Annotated in this window: 23 protein-coding genes; 4 read left to right on the top strand and 19 right to left on the bottom strand. The window is 53.4% G+C overall.

The genetic code is table 11. The features are described from left to right. The first annotated feature begins 118 nt into the window (after positions 1 to 118). Both P0D43_RS13760 and P0D43_RS13755 read left to right on the top strand, forming a co-directional pair. The gene (locus P0D43_RS13760) at positions 119 to 2,170 is read left to right on the top strand and encodes a histidine kinase dimerization/phospho-acceptor domain-containing protein (RefSeq protein WP_394672685.1); all 2,052 of its coding nucleotides are present in this window, start codon (positions 119 to 121) and stop codon (positions 2,168 to 2,170) included. Beyond that, the gene (locus P0D43_RS13755; protein WP_341237582.1) at positions 2,155 to 2,607 is read left to right on the top strand and encodes a response regulator; all 453 of its coding nucleotides are present in this window, start codon (positions 2,155 to 2,157) and stop codon (positions 2,605 to 2,607) included. The genes P0D43_RS13760 and P0D43_RS13755 overlap by 16 nt, the downstream gene beginning before the upstream one ends. Here P0D43_RS13755 and fliR read toward each other — a convergent pair whose 3' ends face one another. The 13 genes from fliR to fliF form a co-directional block, all read right to left on the bottom strand. After that, complete coding sequence (fliR, locus tag P0D43_RS13750) at positions 2,608 to 3,372, bottom strand: flagellar biosynthetic protein FliR (protein WP_159569829.1); 765 nt, start codon at positions 3,370 to 3,372, stop codon at positions 2,608 to 2,610. Between the two features lie 2 nt (positions 3,373 to 3,374). Then, positions 3,375 to 3,644 (bottom strand): flagellar biosynthesis protein FliQ, encoded by a 270-nt coding sequence (fliQ, locus tag P0D43_RS13745; protein ID WP_394672684.1) that lies wholly within the window; start codon positions 3,642 to 3,644, stop codon positions 3,375 to 3,377. Positions 3,645 to 3,664: 20 nt separating this feature from the next. After that, positions 3,665 to 4,429 (bottom strand): flagellar type III secretion system pore protein FliP, encoded by a 765-nt coding sequence (gene fliP, locus P0D43_RS13740; protein WP_305773822.1) that lies wholly within the window; start codon positions 4,427 to 4,429, stop codon positions 3,665 to 3,667. Further along, a complete protein-coding gene (fliO, locus tag P0D43_RS13735) occupies positions 4,426 to 4,935 on the bottom strand; it encodes a flagellar biosynthetic protein FliO (protein ID WP_159569833.1) in 510 nt (169 codons plus the stop codon). Before fliO ends, fliP begins: the two co-directional genes overlap by 4 nt. 34 nt (positions 4,936 to 4,969) lie before the next feature. After that, positions 4,970 to 5,392: a flagellar motor switch protein FliN gene (gene fliN / locus P0D43_RS13730; protein WP_394673731.1), complete on the bottom strand. Its 423-nt coding sequence runs from the start codon at positions 5,390 to 5,392 to the stop codon at positions 4,970 to 4,972. A 46-nt stretch (positions 5,393 to 5,438) separates the two neighbouring features. Continuing rightward, positions 5,439 to 6,485 carry a flagellar motor switch protein FliM gene (gene fliM, locus P0D43_RS13725; RefSeq protein ID WP_394672683.1) on the bottom strand — a complete coding sequence of 349 codons (1,047 nt, stop codon included), beginning with the start codon at positions 6,483 to 6,485 and terminating at the stop codon, positions 5,439 to 5,441. A 16-nt stretch (positions 6,486 to 6,501) separates the two neighbouring features. Next, on the bottom strand, positions 6,502 to 7,020 hold the full coding sequence (locus P0D43_RS13720; RefSeq protein WP_341237580.1) for a flagellar basal body-associated FliL family protein: 519 nt from the start codon (positions 7,018 to 7,020) through the stop codon (positions 6,502 to 6,504). Between the two features lie 129 nt (positions 7,021 to 7,149). Beyond that, positions 7,150 to 8,694, bottom strand: coding sequence for a flagellar hook-length control protein FliK (locus tag P0D43_RS13715; protein WP_394672682.1), 1,545 nt, complete (start codon positions 8,692 to 8,694; stop codon positions 7,150 to 7,152). Then, a complete protein-coding gene (gene fliJ, locus P0D43_RS13710; RefSeq protein ID WP_159569843.1) occupies positions 8,691 to 9,140 on the bottom strand; it encodes a flagellar export protein FliJ in 450 nt (149 codons plus the stop codon). Before fliJ ends, P0D43_RS13715 begins: the two co-directional genes overlap by 4 nt. Before the next feature lie 15 nt (positions 9,141 to 9,155). Beyond that, entirely contained in the window at positions 9,156 to 10,562 is a 1,407-nt protein-coding gene (gene fliI, locus P0D43_RS13705) for a flagellar protein export ATPase FliI (RefSeq protein WP_159569845.1), read from the bottom strand. Next, a complete protein-coding gene (locus P0D43_RS13700; RefSeq protein WP_159569847.1) occupies positions 10,563 to 11,303 on the bottom strand; it encodes a FliH/SctL family protein in 741 nt (246 codons plus the stop codon). It lies immediately after the preceding gene. Beyond that, entirely contained in the window at positions 11,287 to 12,288 is a 1,002-nt protein-coding gene (gene fliG / locus P0D43_RS13695; protein ID WP_159569849.1) for a flagellar motor switch protein FliG, read from the bottom strand. Before fliG ends, P0D43_RS13700 begins: the two co-directional genes overlap by 17 nt. Before the next feature lie 36 nt (positions 12,289 to 12,324). After that, the gene (gene fliF, locus P0D43_RS13690) at positions 12,325 to 14,040 is read right to left on the bottom strand and encodes a flagellar basal-body MS-ring/collar protein FliF (protein WP_236550853.1); all 1,716 of its coding nucleotides are present in this window, start codon (positions 14,038 to 14,040) and stop codon (positions 12,325 to 12,327) included. Between the two features lie 224 nt (positions 14,041 to 14,264). On the opposite strand from fliF, the gene P0D43_RS13685 reads away from it, so the two are divergent. Together P0D43_RS13685 and P0D43_RS13680 are read left to right on the top strand one after the other, a co-directional pair. Next, positions 14,265 to 14,588, top strand: a complete 324-nt coding sequence (locus tag P0D43_RS13685; RefSeq protein ID WP_159569851.1) for a flagellar hook-basal body complex protein FliE — start codon at positions 14,265 to 14,267, stop codon at positions 14,586 to 14,588. A gap of 71 nt (positions 14,589 to 14,659) precedes the next feature. Then, positions 14,660 to 16,198 (top strand): helicase HerA-like domain-containing protein, encoded by a 1,539-nt coding sequence (locus P0D43_RS13680; protein WP_394672681.1) that lies wholly within the window; start codon positions 14,660 to 14,662, stop codon positions 16,196 to 16,198. Positions 16,199 to 16,213: 15 nt separating this feature from the next. Here P0D43_RS13680 and P0D43_RS13675 read toward each other — a convergent pair whose 3' ends face one another. Genes P0D43_RS13675 through fliS form a run of 6 tightly spaced genes read right to left on the bottom strand, consistent with a single transcriptional unit; the run spans position 16,214 to position 19,332 of the window. Further along, a complete protein-coding gene (locus tag P0D43_RS13675) occupies positions 16,214 to 16,969 on the bottom strand; it encodes a flagellar brake protein (protein WP_394672680.1) in 756 nt (251 codons plus the stop codon). Then, positions 16,966 to 17,253 (bottom strand): EscU/YscU/HrcU family type III secretion system export apparatus switch protein, encoded by a 288-nt coding sequence (locus P0D43_RS13670; protein WP_159569857.1) that lies wholly within the window; start codon positions 17,251 to 17,253, stop codon positions 16,966 to 16,968. The genes P0D43_RS13675 and P0D43_RS13670 overlap by 4 nt, the downstream gene beginning before the upstream one ends. Beyond that, the gene (locus P0D43_RS13665; RefSeq protein ID WP_394672679.1) at positions 17,243 to 18,298 is read right to left on the bottom strand and encodes a flagellar hook-length control protein FliK; all 1,056 of its coding nucleotides are present in this window, start codon (positions 18,296 to 18,298) and stop codon (positions 17,243 to 17,245) included. Before P0D43_RS13665 ends, P0D43_RS13670 begins: the two co-directional genes overlap by 11 nt. A gap of 33 nt (positions 18,299 to 18,331) precedes the next feature. Then, a complete protein-coding gene (locus tag P0D43_RS13660; protein WP_394672678.1) occupies positions 18,332 to 18,535 on the bottom strand; it encodes a hypothetical protein in 204 nt (67 codons plus the stop codon). A gap of 30 nt (positions 18,536 to 18,565) precedes the next feature. Next, the gene (locus P0D43_RS13655) at positions 18,566 to 18,913 is read right to left on the bottom strand and encodes a flagellar protein FliT (RefSeq protein ID WP_159569861.1); all 348 of its coding nucleotides are present in this window, start codon (positions 18,911 to 18,913) and stop codon (positions 18,566 to 18,568) included. 26 nt (positions 18,914 to 18,939) lie between these two features. Then, entirely contained in the window at positions 18,940 to 19,332 is a 393-nt protein-coding gene (gene fliS / locus P0D43_RS13650; RefSeq protein WP_159569863.1) for a flagellar export chaperone FliS, read from the bottom strand. Positions 19,333 to 19,355 lie beyond the last annotated feature (23 nt).

Raw genomic sequence — 19,355 nt, 5'->3', positions numbered from 1 at the left:
GTGTATCACCCCAAGTTGTTAAATTGTGTAAACGACCTGCAAGTTCTTGTCAGGTATCAATACTCAATAATTAAATCAGCATCAAGCTGGATAAATCGAATCAGGGGCGGTGCAATTCATGAATTGGCTAGTGGAGGATTTTGCATTCGCAGCAGCTGCAATTTCAGAGGCCAACCTTTCCGGCTTGGCATTTGGTTTTTTCGCCTCTCTTTTGGCCATGACAGTGGGCGTCGAAGTCCGAATCAAAAACCCCCCCTTGATTGCCAACAGTCACTACCTGATTCGTCGGGGGGTGCTCATTACCCTCTACGTCATTTCCATGTTTTTTGCCTCGGCCTTTGTGGGGCTAACCTTGCCCTCAGCCAAAGGGGCATTGTTCAGTATTTCAGGCACGGTGCTCACGTTTTTCGTGTGCATTGCAGTGTTTATTTATGTGGATTATCTGGTTCAGTCGGCCAAAGCGGCTGCCAAGCTGTTCATGTTGTTGTTCACTTCCTTGGGTATTCTGATTCAATACCTGATTCACATGGCTTTTATTTTCATACCCAACAATTACCAGGTTGTGCAGGTGCGTTGGCCCGGCCTGATCGCCATGTATGTGTTCCTGTTTGTGTGCATGGGTTTGCTGAGCCGCTTTGCGCATGAAACCTCGGTGGGTAAATCAAAGCCATTGCAAAGCCGGATGATCTACATATTCGGCATTGTGGGTTTGAACCAAATGATCGCGCTGAGCCTGATTGGTTTTGTGCATGTGACCGATGGCCCCGAACACACCACCTGGTATGGACTGTGGACTGGCTGGGCAGGGTTCGAGATATTCGTCAGCTTTTTTGCCTTGCTGATGATTTCTGTGCTGATGTGTTACGTCTATGTTCTGCTCGACAAGTCTGTTCAAATCTTGCGCGCAGACAATCAGAAACTTCAGGTGATGAAGCAAGATGCCTTGGCGCAAGTGGCCAATGCATCAGAAAAACTTGAACTGGAACGAACCCGCATTGAGCAATTGGAGCGTTCCATTGAACTGGTGCAGCACGACCATGAAATGTCGGTCGATAGTTTGGTGGCCGCTGTAGCAACACTCGAAGACGGTGTTTTTGAATGGGATATTGAGCAAGAAACAGTCGCCTTCAGTTCAACCTGGCGTCGATTGTTTGGCTTTGATGAGCAGGCACAATCCACCATATCAGCCAATGCATGGCGTGCCGGTATTTTGAGTGAAGACATCAAGGGGCTTGATGCAGCCCTGCAATCCTGCCTGACAGCCATCTTGCCCAGCACTGCTGTGCAGGTGCGTTATGCAACAGCCTATGGCTCGTTGTTGAAGCTTGAAATTCACTTGGTCGCGGTTAAAAATGCCTATGGCTTGCCCAGCAAGGCGGTGGGAATTATTCATGACCGAACCGAGGAAATGGACCTTGAGCTTTCCATTCGGGAGGAATTGAATGAAGAGTCGCTGTTGTCTTCCAGAAAGTCCCAGTTTGTGTCGTACCTGTCACATGAAATCCGAACACCGATGACAGTGATAGGTTCAGCCAAAGCGTTGCTGGAAAGTTCGCTGCAAAAGGAGCCGGTGAACATGGAGTCGGCCTTGCATTACATCGATCAAATTGGCGGTGCCTTGCGTTCATTGCGGGCACTGGTCGATGAAACATTGATGTTTATGGGGGCAAGTTTCACGCGGAATCATTTGAACATTGCACAGCTGGATATCCGGAAAGTGTTTTGCCAGTTTTCCTCGTTTGAGCAAAGGCGCAGGCATGGTCAACACTGGCTGGAATATGAGTTGCACCCCAGTGTTGATCAATTCTGTTTTTATTCGGATGAGTACGTGTTCACCCAGGCGATGAGGCAGATGTTGTCGTTTGCTGAGGGCAAAGACTCACATGCTGGCAAATTGACCATCACAATGCCCAATGAGAATACCCTGAACCTGTGCATAGAATTGCTGGAGTGGCCTGTCTGGATGGTCAAGGCTGGACAGCTTGAACCCATGCACGATGAAGAAACTGTGGTGCCTTTCAAAGGTGAGCATTTGCCATTCACCTTGTTGCTCACCAAGCGGGTGATACGGTTAATCAATGGCCGCATTATGATCAAAAACCGGCGTAATCGTCATTACTTGTGTGTCGATTTGCCGTCCCTGAAGGAGGAAGCATGCCGCGTGTCATGATCGTAGAGGATGACTTGACCATTCTCAGTAATCTCTCTCAGTTGCTGCAACTCAGCGGGCTCGATGTCATGGAAGCACACGATGGGCAAGAGGCACTTCGCTTGCTGCTGGAATGCCGTGTGCACGATACCGCTTTGCCCAGAATGATTGTCAGTGACTTGATGATGCCCAATATGGACGGCTTTGATTTGCTGCGGGCCGTGCGAGGCGATTCGCATTTCAAGAAGCTTCCCTTTGTGTTGTTGAGTGCCCGAAGTGATGCGAGCGATCTGCAGCAGGCGTTTGCTTTGGGGGCCAACGATTACTTGATCAAACCCTTTGAGGTGGATCAGTTGATGGAGGTGATTCGGTATCACCTGTCGAACGCTGTGGATCGCAAGAAAGGAACTTTGGCAGGAAAAGACTGCACGGTAGACAGCGACTTTTTTCTGGAATAATCAGCCCGTTTTGAGTACAGAAATACTCAACAGGCGACCAATGGCGCTGTCGATTCCGGCAATGAAATAGGGCAGGCTGACCCACAGTATCCAAAGGCCGACACCAATCGTGATTGAGAAACCGATCGACATCACGTTCAACTGAGGCGCAGCACGCGCCAAAATGCCCATGACAATGTTGCTGATCAACACCGCCGCCAACACAGGCAGGGCAATTTGCAGCGCGAGCATGAACATGATGCTGCCCGCCATGGCAATGTTCTGGGTGTTGACCACCGAAAGGTTTGCACTGATCGGGATCAACTCGAAGCTTTGAACCACCGCTGCGATCACCAACAGGTGACCATCAATGACCAGAAATACAAGACTGGCCAGCACGCCCAGAAAACTGCCGATCAGTGGCGTTTGTGTGCCGCGGGCAGGGTCAATGAATTGGGCAAAGGCCAAACCCATTTGCAGGCCCAGCAAATCGCCTGCCATTTCGAACGCTGCAAACACCAGGCGCATGGAAAAGCCCATGGCCACACCGATCAGTATTTGTTGTATCAAAACGGGAATGGCCTGCGTCGAACTCAACACCGGTGGTGCGGGCAACAGGGGCATCATCACAATGGCAATCAGTGCGGCCAGCCCCACGCGAGTGCGGCGCTGTACAGTGCGGTTGTCGAACACGGGGGCTGTGGCCAGCATGGCCAGAATGCGAATAAATGGCCACAAAAAACTGGCGATCCAGATTTCAAGTTGTTCGCCGTTGATGGGGACCATGTTTAGCCGATCACGGTGGGTATGCTCATGATCAAACGCTGTGTGTAGTCCACCAGGGTGGCCAGCATCCAGGGGCCGAGCAGCAACAGCGTGGCAAAAATACCCAGAATTTTCGGAATGAATGACAGGGTCATTTCAATGATTTGTGTGGCAGCCTGCAAAATACTGACCAGCAAACCCACCACCAGGGCCACGAGCAACAAGGGGCCCGACACCATCAGCATGGTTTCCAGTGCGGCCTGTCCCAAATTCAATACGGTTTGACTGTTCATGTGCGTGCACTCAATTCAGTTCAGGTTTCAAAGCTGGCCACCAGTGAGCCAACCAGCAGGGTCCATCCATCGACCAGCACAAACAGCATGATTTTGAAAGGCAGTGAAATCAACATGGGCGACAGCATCATCATACCCATGGACATCAGCACACTGGCGACAATCAGGTCGATGACCAGAAAGGGCAGAAAGATCATGAAGCCAATTTGGAAGGCTGTTTTCAATTCGCTGGTGACAAAGGCGGGGATCAATACGCGCAAGGGCACGTCTTGGGGATTCTCTACATTTTCCACTTTGCCCAGGCGCATGAAAAGCGCCAGGTCGGGTTCGCGGGTTTGTTTGAGCATGAAGTCTTTCATGGGCACGCTGGCCCGCTCGGTCATTTCCTGAAACTCGATTTCATTGTTGGAAAACGGCAGGTAGGCGTTTTCATACACGCGGTCAAACACCGGGGCCATGATGAAAAAGGTCAGGAACATGCTCAAGCCGATGATGACTTGGTTGGGTGGCGAGTTTTGTGTGCCCAAAGCCATGCGCAACAGCGACATGACGATCACAATGCGGGTGAAGCCCGTCATCATCAATAGCAATGCGGGCAGAAAGCTGAGGAAGGTGAAGAACAGCAGCGTTTGAATGGGCACACTGTAATTGGTGGTGCCGTTGGCACCTGGGCTTGCGGTAACGCCGGGCAGTACTTGTTGGGCTTGTGCCGCCTCGGGCATTGCCATGACTAGCAGCAATAGCAGCAGACCGAGGACCGTGAATTTACCTGCGAAGGTGTTCATTGTGATTTCACCTTGCCTGATTTCACACGTTCGAGCATTTTTGCAAAGTTGGCTGCAGGGTTCTGGATTTCATCCAGTTCAATGCTGCCCGCAGGCATGCTGTGCAAGGTGTTGATGCTGCTGCTGGTCATGCCCAGTACCAGCCAGGTGTCGCCGATTTCGACCAGTACAATTTTTTCGCGTGGCCCCAAGGCTGAGCTGGCCAGTACCTTGTAAAAGCCTCCACGACGTTGCTGGTTGCCAATGCCCATGCGTTTCAATAACCAAACCAGCGCAAGCAACAAGACCACCACAAACAGCAAGCCCAGTGTGGTTTGCAGCAGGTGGCCTGTCATTGGGTTGTCGGCTGCGCTTGTTGCTGCAGGAGGAGCTGCTTCTTGTGCGCGGACTGCGCCATGAACCAGCCATGCCCCTGACAAGAACAAAAGGCGCATGCCTTTTGAAAAAGGGTTGCGCCTTGTGATCAATGTTCCCACCGTATTTGTGTTTTTTTGTTGTAGTTGCATGCCTTTGTACTGCAAAGGGATATCAACGGTTGAGCTATCTCAGACGCTCAGATGGCGTAATGATGTCGGTCAATCGGATACCAAATTTGTCATTCACGACGACCACTTCGCCCTGTGCGATCAGGTAGCCGTTCACCAGCACATCCATGGGTTCGCCAGCCAGGCCGTCCAGTTCAATCACGGAGCCCTGAGCCAGTTGCAGAATGTGCTTAATCGGTATCTTCGTCCGACCCAGCTCAACAGTCAACTGAACCGGGATGTCGAGAATCATGTCAATGTCGTTCTGCGTGCCTGAAGCCACACTTCCGGCAAATGGCTGGAACAGGCCAGAGGCAGGCTTTGCGTCGCTGGCCTGCGCAAACAGGTTGTCGGTGTCGCTGGTGCTGGTGGCGGTGGTACTGGCTTGTTCAGCCAGTGCTGCGGCCCAGTCGTCGGCTGCGTCGGTGGCGTCGGTCATGGTATCTACTTGCTGTTCAGACATGGTGTGTTCCTTATCTTGATCGCTATTCGTGTGTTTTTTCAGGCTGCTTGGCTTCCTTGCTCAGCAAGGCCTCCAGGTTCAGCGCGTCGGCATGGGATTCATTACTGACCGCCAATACTTCTTCAACTTTGAGTGCGTACTGGCCACCACTGGTGCCGTAGCTGCAATTGAACACGGGCACATTGTCCACACGTGCTTCAATGACTTTGTCAATTTCGATCGGAATCACATCGCCAATGCGCAGTTCCATGATGTCGGCCACAGTCAGCTGAGTGCTGGCCAGACCTGCGACCAAATCCACTTCAGCCATTTGTACCTGCTTTTTCAGCATGGTGACCCAACGTTTGTCGGGCTCAGCCTGATCGCCTTGCATGCTGGAATACAGCAGATCGCGAATCGGCTCCATGGTGGAGTAGGGAATACAAATGTGCAGCGAGCCGCCGCCGGCACCCAGTTCAATTGAAAACGAGGTGGTCACTACAATTTCAGATGGCGTTGCAATATTGGCAAACTGCGTGTGCATTTCCGAGCGCAGGTATTCAGGCTTTAACGGAAAAACCGGTGCCCATGCTTTGACAAATTCTTCCCGAATGACCTCGAGCATGCGGGCAATGATCCGCTGTTCGGTTTGAGTGAAATCGCGACCTTCCACACGGGTGTGGAAACGGCCGTCGCCACCAAACAGGTTGTCGATCAACGCAAACACCAGGCTGGGGTCAAAAATGAACAAGGCATTGCCGCGCAAAGGCTTCATGGCCATGATGTTCAGGTTGGTGGGTACCACCAGGTTGCGAATGAATTCGTTGTACTTCAATACTTTCACGGGGCCGACAGAAATTTCCGGGCTGCGACGCATGAAGTTGAACAAGCCGATTCGAATTAAACGCGCAAAACGCTCGTTGATAATTTCAAGCGTGGGCATGCGGCCGCGAACGATCCGTTCTTGCGTGGCCAGGTTGTAAGGGCGAACGCCTTCATGGGTTTCAGAAGCGTCTTTCGTTTCTTCTTCGCCGTTGACACCTCTGAGCAGGGCATCGACTTCGTCTTGTGAAAGAAATTCTCCGGGCATGGCGCAAGGCTTCCTGTTACTGAATCACAAAGCTGGAAAAATGCACGTCGCGAATGCCGCGGGTGGGGTCTTGTGGATCGCCTTTGATCGTGACACGGGCCAGATCCACCAACTCATCCATCAACCGTTGTTTGCCCTCGATCGAAGTCAGGTTGCCAACATTCTTGCCAGACAACACCAACAGGATTCGGCTGCGAATAACCGGGGTGTAGTTCTTGATTTCCTCGGCTTGCGCCGGGCCATTTACTTCGTAAGTGATGCCAATTTGAAGATAGCGTGTGGTGTCTGGTTCGGCCAGGTTGACGACAAACTGATCCATTACGACAAAAGTGGGCGGGCCAAGGGGTTCTTGTACTTTTTCTTCAGCGGCACCGTCAGCACTTTTGCCACTTAGCAGAAAGAATGCTGCTGCACCGCCTGCGGCCAGCAGGGTCAATACGATTGCGAGAATCAGGATCAGTTTTTTCTTGGATCCTTTTTCGGGCGCTGCAGCCTCAGGGGCTGCTGCAGCGGGTGCCGGGGCGACTCTGGCCATGTGCTTAACTCCGTAAGTTCAAATGCTGTTGTGTGTCACTTTCAAACTCTATTGTGTCTGAAAGGTTTCCGAGCAAACCCCCGAAAAGCCGTGTTGTTTGGACCCAATTCATTAATCAGGCTTTGTTGGTCAGGCAAACAGGTCGAGCTTGCCTTCAGGTTTTCTGCTTGCAGCAGCAGGTGTCCCTGAATCTTGTTGCTCATTGTCGCCACCACCGCTGCGCTGGCCGTTGTTTTGGCCTTGCTGGCGGTTTTGCTCAAATTGCGCTTGACCTTGGTTACCTTGGCCTTGCGGGGTTGGCGTGTTGCCATGTTGGATCTGGACCTGGTTCAGTTGCAAACCGTTTTGGGCCAAAACTTCTTTCAGTCCGCCCAGGGCTTGCGTTAACAGGTTGGCCGATGCTTCATCTTGCGTGCGAATGACCAGTTGAACCTGCTGGCCTTTTTGCACCAGGCGCATGTTCATGGGCCCAAAACTTTCGGGATTCACGCGAATGTCCACGGTTGACAAGTTTTTGCCAATGGCCCATTGCACGGTTTGTCCAAGTTCTTTGGCAAAGCCTGGCTGATTCACGGGTGTTTTGATCAAGGCCTGCTGCGCAATACCCGTGGCGCTAGTGAGCCCATTGGTACCTGCCGCAATGCCAGTGCCTGTGTTCGAAGATTGCAAGCTGCCAGCCGCCAGAATTTTCTGGCCCACTTTCAAGCCTTCGTCCCCGAAGCCTTCGCCCATGGCTTGTGCCTGTTGGGCAATTTGGGGTGCAATTTGTGGTGCAAGTTGCGCAGCCACCGCATTGGAGTTGCCTGTAGCGGCGGCGACGTTGGCCGTGGCTGCAGAATCATTGCGTACTTGTACCGTGCTGTTGGACAGCGCAGCCTCTGCTTTCAGCTGGGCTGTGGTTTTGATGTCTGGGCGTGTTTTGTCGGCGCCGGCTTGCTCAGTCAAGGTGTTTTGCTCGGTGCCAGGCGTTGTGGCTGGCAAATCGGCTGGCTTGCTGCCTGTCGATGTGCTTAAGGGCAGTTCAGCGGCAAGGCCGGTTTTTCCGTCCAGTGGCTTTTCCTGGGCAGCAGACGGGATGGTGTTGCTGACCAATGAGATTTGCGTGTCTTGCTTGCTGCCGGAAGCTGCTTTGTTGGCCGCTTCATTCGCTGCTTCATTTGCTGTTTCCGGGGCCGTGCTGTTCTGCGCTGTTGTGGGTGCGTCAGCTGTCTTGGTTGTGTCGCTGGTGCTTGCCTTGCTTTCGGTTTTGTTTTCGGTAACTTTTTCTGTGATTTTGTCTGCTGTTTTTTCTGTCGCGCGCGGAGCGCTTTCAGGTGCGGCAGCCTGTTTCACGGGTTCAGTGTTCATAACAGCAGCGGGCGGTGCGGCTTGTTGCACCGGGGTGGTTTGCATCCAGTTGCGCTGTGCCCACACAGCTGTCTGAGCGGCCTGTGCTGCTTCTGCGTTGGCCGTGCTGTCACTGCTTTTTTTCGGTTTGTCCTGTTTGTACAAACTTTCCCGCAATTGGTTTTCAATGCTGTTTAGCTGGGCGTTGGGCGCAGATTGGCCCATTGCTGAACTGAACAGGTCGTTGAAATTCAATTCGGATTCTTGTTTGCCCTGCTTGGGCTTGTTACCCGCTGTGGGGGTTTGAACCTTGTTGACATTGTTCATGGCTTGAGTGCTCGTGGTCATGAGGGTTCCCCTGCGGTGTGAACCCGGTAAATTCGCGCAGCAAATTCGTCATTCATTTTTTGATCACGTTTGTTTTCAAGTTTTGCCTGTTTCACTTTTTCACGTTCCACCAAGGCTTCAAATTTGCGCTGTTCGGCCAGGGCTTCTTGCCATTGGGTGCGCTGGTGGGCCAGGGTGGTGTTCAGGAATTCGATTTCACGGGTTTGCTGGGCCACGGCCTCACCAATTTTTCCGACAAAGGCCAATTGGTTGCGCAATTGTTGCCCTGTCATGCCAGTACTGGCTTTGTTGTGCATGCCACCCTCGCATTCGTCGCGGTAGGTTTGCAGCATGTTCAGTTTGTCTTGGCCCTGCACCAGCTTTTGCTGGGTGTTGGCCATGTTTCTGGCCAGGTTGTCGGCCTTTTCGCTGGCCTGTTCAATCAGGATTTGCAGCACATTGCTCATGGGCATCCAAGCGGTTTAGTGTTTGTCGTTTTTAAATTCGTTCGGAAATAACGATTGAAGGCCTGCCAGCGCTTCATCGAAACTTGCACTCTCTAACATTGACTGTTGCAGCAGGTTTTCAATCTTTGGATAAAGGGCCAAAGAATGGTCCAATTGCGGGTCTGCCCCCGGAGCGTAAGCGCCCACGGTGATCAGGTCGCGGTTGCGCTGCACTTTCGAGAAGGCAGCTTTCAGCCCTCGGGCGGCGTTCAGGTGGCCTGCGGGCACAATGTTGTGCATTGCCCTTGAAATGGACTGTTCAATGTCGATGGCAGGGTAGTGGCCGCTTTCGGCCAGTTGGCGCGACAGCACAATGTGGCCGTCCAGAATGGCTCGGGCCGCGTCGGCAATCGGGTCTTGCTGGTCGTCGCCTTCGGTCAGTACTGTGTAAAAGGCGGTAATGGAACCGCCGCCTTTTCGACCATTGCCTGCCCGTTCAACCAGTGTAGGCAGTTTGGCAAATACGCTGGGCGGGTAGCCTTTGGTGGCAGGGGGTTCGCCAATGGCCAGTGCAATTTCACGTTGTGCCATGGCGTAGCGGGTTAGTGAGTCCATGATCATTAGCACGTTGTGCCCTTGGTCACGGAAATGCTCGGCCACCACCTGGGTGTAGGCTGCGCCCTGCATGCGAAGCAGGGGGCTGACATCGGCAGGTGCAGCAATTACCACGCTGCGTTTCAAGCCTTCTTCACCCAGAATCTGTTCAATGAATTCCTTTACTTCACGGCCACGTTCGCCGATCAGGCCAACCACCACACGGTCGGCTTTGGTGTAGCGGGCCATCATGCCCAGCAACACCGATTTACCCACACCGGAACCGGCCATCAGGCCAATTCGCTGGCCACGCCCTACGGTAAGTAGTGCGTTGATTGCACGCACGCCCACGTCCATCGGTTCGGTAATGGGTTCGCGTTCCAGCGGGTTGATTGGGCGTGCCGCCAACGGGCTGCGTTTTTCGAATTTCAGTTCGCCCAAGGTATCAAGCGGGCGGCCATTGCTGTCAACCACTCGGCCCAGCAAGCTGTCGCCCACAGGCAGGTGTTTGGTTTTGTCTTCAGGCCTGCGCCAAGGGTGGGCTTTCACACCCAGTTTGGGGGCGATGGGGGGTGGTTCCTGTGCAACGACTTTGGCACCGGGTGTCATCCCGTGTACGTCGGTGGCAGGCATTAAAAACAGTTTGTCGCCGTTAAAGCCGACCACTTCAGCCTCAAGGGGTGGGGCGCCTTTTTGCATCACGGTGCACACGCTGCCCACCGGCAATTTCAAGCCCACTGCTTCCATCACCAAGCCAGCCACACGGGTCAGTTTGCCCGTGGCAATTTGGGGTTGGCTGTGTTCAACCAGAAACTTGCATTCGTCTATCCATTCCAGCAGGTCGGCCATTTATTCTGTGTCCTCAGGCGTCAGTGGATCGTCGCGGCCCAAGGCCTCAATGGCACGTAGCCAGCGGGTTTGCAGTGTGGCGTCGACTTCGCCTTCCGGGTGTTGAAGCAGGAAGCCACCTTGCAATTGTTTGGGGTCTTCGATCATGCGCAGGTTACCCAGCATTTGCTGATCGCCAAACTGCGCTTCAAGCACGCGAATCGTGTTGGGGTGAGCACGCAGGCTGACTGCTTTGCCGTGCAACTGCATGCTTTCCAACACCTGATTCAATAATTGGGCTGCTTGTTCGGGGTGCAACGCAAGTGTGTCGCCAATGACTTTTTTGCTGACCAGCACGGCCAGGTCAAGCAGCTTTTCTGAGAGTTCGCTCTTAAAGCGCTCGAACTCTTCTTCCATGGTGGTGGCAGCTTGAACCAGCACCACACGTTCGTTGTGTGCCGCGTTCCAGCCAGCCTCGTAGCCCAGTTGCTGACCACGTTCCTCCGCCTGTTTCAGGGTGTCTTTCTCGAGTTCTTCCAGCTGTTTCTCGCGGCGAGCCAGCGCTGCTTCCCATTCCTTCAAACGCAGTTCTTCTTCGGTAGGGGCCGGTGGCGGTACGCTGATTTCCTTCTGGTGTCGGTCGATTTCCGCCATCATGCGGTCAACCGGATTTTCATAGCGTGAGCCAATCAATTCGACTGACCAGTTGGGCAATTCGGCTGCATCGAGGCCGCGAATAATGCGGTTAGATGAACGCATCATCTCCGCCTCCACCCAGTACCACTTCGCCAGCGTCGGCCAACTTGCGAGCCACTTTCAAGACATCTTTCTGCGCAGCTTCCACCTCGGAGAGGCGAACCGGACCACGACTTTCGAGATCGTCGCGCAGTGCTTCTGCCGCACGGCTGGACATGTTCTTGAATACTTTTTCGCGAATGGCTTCGTCGGCACCTTTCAGTGCAATGACCAGCAAATCACTTTGAACATCGCGCAGAATGCTTTGCATGCCACGGTCATCAATGTCGAGCAGGTTGTCGAAGGTGAACATCTCATCCTGAATGCGCTGGCTGAGTTCGTTGTCGTATTCGCGGATGGTGTCGAGCACTGTTTTCTCGGAGGTTGTACCCACAAAGTTCAGAATCTCGGCCGCAGCCCGCACGCCACCCAGGGTTGTTTTCTTCAGCTTGTCGCCGCCTGCCAGCACCTTGGACAGCACATCGTTCAGTTCAAGCAATGCATTGGGTTGAATGCCATCAATGGTGGCAATTCGCAGCACCACATCACTGCGCAGTCGATCGACAAACAGGTTCAAAATGGCCGCGGCAAAATCGCGTTCAAGGTGAACCAGAATGGTGGCAATAATTTGAGGGTGTTCGTTTTTAATTAGTTCGGCCACTGTGCCCGGGTCCATCCACTTCAGGCCTTCAATGCCGGATGTGTCGCTGCCCTGCAAAATCCGGTCTAGCAAAAAGCCAGCCTTGTCTTCACCCAGGGCACGAGTCAACACGCTACGAATGTAAGCATCCGAGTCCAGGCCCAATGCACTTTGACTTTGCGCAATTTGCACCACTTCCCCCGCAATTTCTTCAATGCGGTCGATGGGTACATCCTTGGTTTTCGACATTTGTTGACCCAGCTTTTGAACTTCTTTGGGGCCCAGGTATTTGAATACTTCAGCTGCTTCTTCCTCGCCCAAGCTGAGCATCAGGATTGCGCCTTTCTGAATGCCGAGTTCGCTTTCTGCCATGGTGTTGATTCCTTGTAGTGCTTCTGCAGGCGGGCCTTAGCCGTTCTGTGTTTCGCCGTTGACCCAGTTTTTCACGATGCTGGCCACAATCTGTGGGTGCTCTTTGGCCAACTGGCGCAGCTTTTCCATTTTTTCCTGACGATTCATGCCGGGCAGGGAACCTTCGCGTTGCAGTTGCTCCAGAAGTTCGGCGTCGTTGTCGCCGCCCACCTGGTTGGCAAGCAAAGGCATGCGCTGGCCTGGCAGCAGTTCAGGGCCTTCGTCGAACAAATCAACATCGGCTGGTTTCATCATGGGGCGGAACAGGCCGAACACCAGGATGGCTGCAATCAGTGCAATACCAATTGGCATGCCCAGTGATTTCGCCAGGTCCATGGTTTCCTGTTGTGCCCACATGGGGATACTTGCTTCTTCAACCTTGGTGAAGGCCTGGTTCACCACATTCACGGCATCGCCGCGTTGTTCATCAAAGCCAATGGCCTGCTTCACCAAACTGTCCAGCTGGGTGATTTCTTCAGGTGTCAAAGGCACCTGGCGTGTTTCCCCTTTTGGATCGGTGATTGTTTTGAAGTTCACCACCACAGCGGCTGACAGGCGTTCAATTTTGCCCACCTGCGATTTGGTGTACTGAACCGACTTGTCCACTTCGTAATTCACTGTGGAGTCTTTGCGGCTGCTGTTGTTGGTTTGCGCTGGTGCATTGTTGCCATTGGCCAGTGCTTGTTGCGGGTTCTGACCAATATTGGCGGCGGCTTCCCCGGGTGGGGTGTTTGCCATTACGCCGGGAATGCCCTGCGGGTTGGCGTTGCTGCTGCCGTCATTGGACTCGCTGATTTGCTGGCTGCGAATGGTGGCTTGCGTGGTATCGCCGTTGGGTTTGTAAATTTCGTCGGTGCGCTCGGACGTGGAGTAATCCATGTTGGCGGTTACGGTGGCGCGTACGTTTTCGCTGCCGAATACAGGGGTCAAAATGTCAACAATTCGACTGGTCAGGCTTTGTTCAATTTGGTTGGTGTAGGCCAGTTGTGTGGGGTTCAAGCCGCTTTCAAGTTGTGTTTTGCCGGTTAGCAAGCGACCTGACTGGTCAACAATGCTGACATCTTCCGGGTTCATGCCGGGCAGGCTGGAGGCCACCAGGTGAACAATGCCGTTGATTTGGGGCTCAGACAGGGTGCGACTGCCAAACAAGTTCAGCACAATGGATGCGCTGGGGGTTTGTTTTTCACGAATGAAAATAGACGGCTTGGGAATGGCCAAATGCACGCGTGCACTTTGCACCGCTGAAATGGATTGAATGGAGCGAACCAGTTCGCCTTCCAGCGCGCGTTGGTAATTGACTTGTTCCTGAAACTGGGTGATACCCAGCTTTTGGTTGTCCATGGCTTCGAAGCCGCTCACGCTGCCTTTGGGCAGGCCTTGGCTGGCCAGGGCCAGGCGGGTGTCGTACACCTTGTCAGAAGGCACCAGAATGGCGGTACCTGCCGTGTTGAACTCGTAGGGCACCTTCATTTGGGTCAGCGCTTCAACTATGGCACCACCGTCCTGGTCGTTCAGGCCACTGAACAGCACGCGGTAGCTGCTCTGGTTGGCCCACATCAGCAGCGAGGCCAGCACCGCGATCAACAGGGGCACGCCGATCAGCACACCCATTTTGTTTTTCTGGGGCAGTGTTGCGAAACGTTGCTGCATATTGGTAATCGGGTTGTTGCCAACCGGGCCGATCACTTCGGGGCTGCTGAGAGCTTCTGCCATGTAATACCTGCATGTGGGTTAAATATTGTTCTACCCATGCATTGTGCTTGGGCCGGTGCGCAAGCAATTCGGTAAAAAGGGGCCTTTAACGGCACCTATTTCAAAAACTTGAGGGTGGTGTTTAAAAAATAAGGGGGGTTTTGCCCCCTGTTCGCGGCAATGGCTTGCCCCACTTGCCTGTACAAATAGAGGGTACAAACAATAATTCCGCGTTGGAGTATTTCATGATCGAGAAAATGGGGGCCGTAAGTGGCCTGTTAAGCAGTGCGGTAACCGATGCGATCAAAAGCCCGTCGCTGACCAATAAGCCGCAGGCGCTGGATCAGGCCTCGTTTGCTGATGCCATTGCCAAGGCCCTGGAAAGCGCGAGCCTGTCAGCAGACAAGGCGGCTGAACTGGGCAAGCGTTTGCAGATGGATGACCCCACTGCGTCGATTGAAGAATCCGTGATTGCATCGAATATGTCATCGCTGCAGTTCACAGCGGTGGTTCAGACCCGCAATAAAATTCTGCAAGCCTACAACGACATCATGAACATGCCTGTGTAATGTTCTGAATTCCAGACAGGCTGTGGCACAATCCAATTCATTGAATCCTCACATGAATTGGAGCCCGGCCCATGATTTCACCTTTTCCGATTGCCCGCGACAACCGTGCTGAAACAGCAGCCGACCTGGTCATGCTGCCTCAGTTGGCCAACCGGCATGGTTTGATTACAGGTGCAACCGGTACGGGTAAAACAGTGACCTTGCAGGTGCTGGCTGAAGCGTTTTCACGCGTTGGCACACCTGTGTTTATGGCCGATGTGAAGGGTGACCTTACCGGCATTTCCCAGCCTGGAAAAACCTCTCCGAAATTCGAAGAACGCATGAAAATGACCGGTATTCCCGTGCCGGAGTTTGCAGGCAGCCCCGTGACATTGTGGGATGTATTTGGCGAACAGGGCCACCCGGTGCGGGCCACCATTTCCGACATGGGACCTTTGTTGTTGGGTCGTTTGCTGGGTTTGAATGACACTCAGGAAGGCGTGCTGAACCTGGTTTTCAAAAATGGCGACGACAACGGCATGTTGTTGCTTGATCTGAAAGACCTGCGCGCCATGCTTCAGTACGTGGGCGAAAACGCCAAGCAGTTCACCACGGAGTACGGCAATGTTTCTTCAGCCTCTGTGGGGGCGATTCAACGTGGCTTGCTGGCCCTGGAAGGGCAGGGTGCCGACAAGTTTTTCGGTGAACCCATGCTGAACATTGATGACTTGATGCAAACCGATTCGAATGGACGCGGCATCATCAATATTCTGGCGGCCAATCAGTTGATGAATTCACCGAAGTTGTACGCCACCTTTTTGCTGTGGTTGTTGTCTGAGTTGTTTGAGAATTTGCCGGAAGTGGGTGATGTCGAGAAACCCAAAATGGTGTTTTTCTTTGACGAGGCGCACCTGCTGTTTACCGACGCACCCAAGCCCTTGATTGAGAAAGTGGAGCTGGTGGTTCGCCTGATTCGTTCCAAAGGCGTGGGCGTTTATTTCGTGACACAAAATCCATTGGATGTTCCCGATTCTGTGTTGGGGCAACTGGGCAACCGGGTTCAGCATGCCTTGAGGGCATTCACACCGCGCGATCAAAAGGCAGTGAAAGTGGCCGCTGAAACCATGCGCCCGAATGCAGGTTTGGACATTGAGGCTGCCATTACCGAATTGGGTGTGGGCGAGGCGCTGGTCAGTTTTCTCGACCCGAAGGGCACCCCCAGCCCCACTTGCCGCGCTTGGGTTTATCCACCCGCCAGCAAGTTTGGCCCGGCCAGCCCGGAGCAGTGCAAGGAATTGATTGCCAATTCACTGGTGGCGGGTGTGTATGAAAAAACAGTTGATCGTGAGTCAGCATTTGAGATGCTGAAAGCGCGCACAGAAACAGCAATGGCAGCTCAGGATGCAGCTGAAACACCTGCTGCCAAAGGCACTCAGACCGCCGAGGAAAAAAGCACGCTGAGTGGTTTGGGTGACATGTTGTTTGGCACCAGTGGCGCAGGTGGGCGAAAGCGCCAAAGCGTGGCTGAGAGCATGGCCAAGAGTGCTGCCCGCAGCATCGGTTCACAGGTAGGCCGTGAGCTGATGCGCGGTATTCTGGGTTCCCTGTTGGGGGGCAGCAAGCGCCGTTGATCGGTGCTTGATTGTTTAGTCGATCGAATGCAAGTTCGCGCGTTGTCTGCGTTCGGTTGCCAATAGAAACCGTTGCAGGCGACGCTCGGCGCCCCGCTCAAGGGTTTTCATTTCACATCCAAGTTGCACCATCTCGGGGTGATCTGCCAAAGGCTTGATGTTGCGTACCACCAAGTCCACCAGCATGCTGCCTTGGCCATCGGGCAGGGTCAGGCGAACATCGTTCATCACATCTCCGGCCTGATGCAGGCTGGGTGCTGTTTGCAGGCACACGCCGCAGCCTGCCAGGCTGATGTCGATCAGGCTGACATGGCCAGCAACTGCCGGTATTTCAAGTTTCACTTGTGCGTTCAGTTCTTCGTCAGCCATCACCCGGAAGTAATTGCGACGTTGCAGTCGAACGATTGTTTTGGGTATGGCAATTCGCAAGTCATCGGCACCTTGATACTGGCTTTGCAAAATTCCCATGCCGGCAAACTGCCCTTTGACGCCATCGGGAAAGCTGACCATGACATAAGCCGTAGACGCGTTGCAATTGGCGCTGAGTGATTTTTCATACGGAGTGCCCAACCAGATCAGGCCAGCCGACCAGTCGATGTTCAATATTTCGGTGACAAACTGTGTGTGATCTGATTGCAGGTAAACGTACAGTTCATGTTCGTCCTCCTCAATGGTGTTGAGGAGTTTTCGCAGTGTGGGTTCTGCACTCAAACTGAATTCTTCAAGCAGTTTTTGATCGCGTTCTGGTGCAATGCTGGTGTTTTGACTCATGGCTTTCCCTCTGTACTAAATTCTTTGTTTTCTATTTGATACACCCAGGCCAATAATTCTGCAATGGCCTGGTACAGGCCGGGAGGAATTTGTTGATCCAGGTCGACATTCATTAACAGCGAGACCAGTTCTCGGCTTTCATGAACAAAAACCCCCGATTCTTTCGCTTTCTGGATAATTTGTTCTGCAATCAAGCCTTGGCCTTTGGCCACCACTTTGGGTGCGCCAGAGTGTTCGAGGTAGGCCAATGCAACAGCCTGCTGGGGGCTCAGTTTATTCGCCAATTTCGAGCCCCGTGGGTACCATGAACTGACCGTGAACCAGTTTCAAACCTTTGTCATCCATGGCGCGCCGGAAGGTTTGCCAGTGGGGATCAATCGCCTGTTTGCTGTGTGCGGGCCCGGTAATTTGTACATCGCATTGTGAACCTATCATGCGCACCCGAACATTCAGCTCACCCAAATGAGCCATGTCCAGTTTCAGGCGTGCAACCCAGGGGCGGGCTGCTTCCTCGCTGCTTTGCTCGTCTTTGTCGGGCGCTTCCTCGGTGTCGGGTTCAATGTCAATTTGAACCGGGTGCCCCAGCAAACCGCTCAGCGCCAATGAAATCCGGTTGCTTTCGAGTGCCGCAAGTTGTGCGGTCACCAGTTTCACGGATTGATCAACTGCGGCCAGGTTCAAGCCTTTTTCGGAAATGACCTGGTCTTGTCCAAACCGGGCCTGGGGTTCTTTTGCAATTTGATCGGTGCTGCGCTGCCCGTTGGCCCACTGCTGCAAATGCGATTCATAAAACAGCCCGCTGTTTTCAACTGCAGCACTGACCTGTTTGGCCAACACGCCAGCCAGGCTGTTGTTCAGGTTGTTTGCCGCGTTCACCGCTTGGGCTTGTTGAGCGGGGGGCTGAGCTGCGCCCTGAACTGTGCCTTGGGTTGTACTCGGAATCAGCGCACGGGTATTGGGCGTTGCATTGTCAGGTTCGGCCAGCAAGGCGCCAGGCACAATGGTGGTCTGTGTTGGAAACTGGGTGCTTAACTGCTTCAGGCTGGTCATCACCGCGGTAGAGACTTGCGTGGGCGAACCTTGCCCCAATCGTTCAAGCAAACCAATCAATCGTGCTGTGCCTGAAAGCCGGTCCACAAAACTGGGTGAGTCTTGTGCCTCGCCATCGTCTGCCGTTGCTGGCAGTGTAGTCAGCAGGTTGCGGGCATCGGCTATTTTTTTGCCGCCACTGGTGCCACCTGCCGATAAATCGTCGCCTTTGTTGGACAAGGCAAAGGCGACTGTGACCATTTCGCCAGCAGTCAGTGAACGCCCCGGTGGCAACTTCACTTGAATGTTTTGCCCTGCAAACTCAAGTTCCGCCTAGTTGCCGGGGCCACCTTTGACCACACGAACCAGGGCGGTTTGACCGGCCAGTTGTTGGGCCTGGGGCAGGGGAAGCTGGCGGGTCAGTATGGCAACCACAGGCGCAATCTCGCCTTTGCCAGAACTGACCCGGTCACCCGGGTTGGATTGGAGAAGGGAGTTGACGTTGGGTGGAGCCGATTTAACCGGGGTTAATGTCATGTCTCACACCCGTTGCTTTAGCGCAATGGCTTAGTTGGATCCGTAAGAGTTGCTGAGTTTCTGCGAGTTGTTGGCTGCGCGAAGAAATTCTTCCAACTGCTTAAGGCGGGGTTCAGTGATGTCGCGAATTGCCGCGTCGTCGGCCAGAATCTTTTTCAGATAGCCAATGTGCTGACTGCGTTCTTTTTCATTCAATTCGGTTTGTTGTGCTTCCTTGATGACTTGTAGCTCATGGATCAGCCTTGAGCACTGCTCTTCAGCAGCACACAATTCATCCCAATCGCCCGCCTTGGCTGAATCAAGCATGATTTGGCTTTGATTCGCGATGGCGGCGTACAGCTTCATGATTGCACCGTTGTTGTCTGTCGCAAAGATCATGGTCGAGAGCGGTCCTAAGTAGGTTGTTATGGTTTGGAGGCAGTTTGGCCGATTTCCAGCCAGGCACTGCGCAGGTCGTCGAGCAACGCAATGCAGGTGTCCATGCGTTCCGGGCTGTTCTGAACGTTTGCCAGAATCAGTTCTTTGCCAATGTAGTCGTACAGTGAAAGCAGTTGCTCAGCCAACGCACCGCCGGCATTGACGTCTAGCGAGGCAGTCAATCCGTCTTTGATGATGCGCAGGGCTTTGTCCACCGATTTGGTTTTCATCTCGATGTTTTGCATTTCCAGATAAATTTTGGCCTTTCGAATAGCCTCGATGGCTCCTTCGTAAAGCATTACAATGAGGCCGTGTGGAGAGGCACTGTTGATGCCGGTTTCCAGTCCTACTTGTGCGTATGCTTTTGCGCCGTACATCATGGTGCGTTCACTTGGTAATTTGT

It is taken from the genome of Limnobacter sp., from assembly GCF_043511195.1.
In the GTDB taxonomy this organism is placed as follows: domain Bacteria; phylum Pseudomonadota; class Gammaproteobacteria; order Burkholderiales; family Burkholderiaceae_B; genus Limnobacter.
Note: the sequence above shows the minus strand (reverse complement) of the source record. Positions and strands in the feature narration are given on the sequence as shown.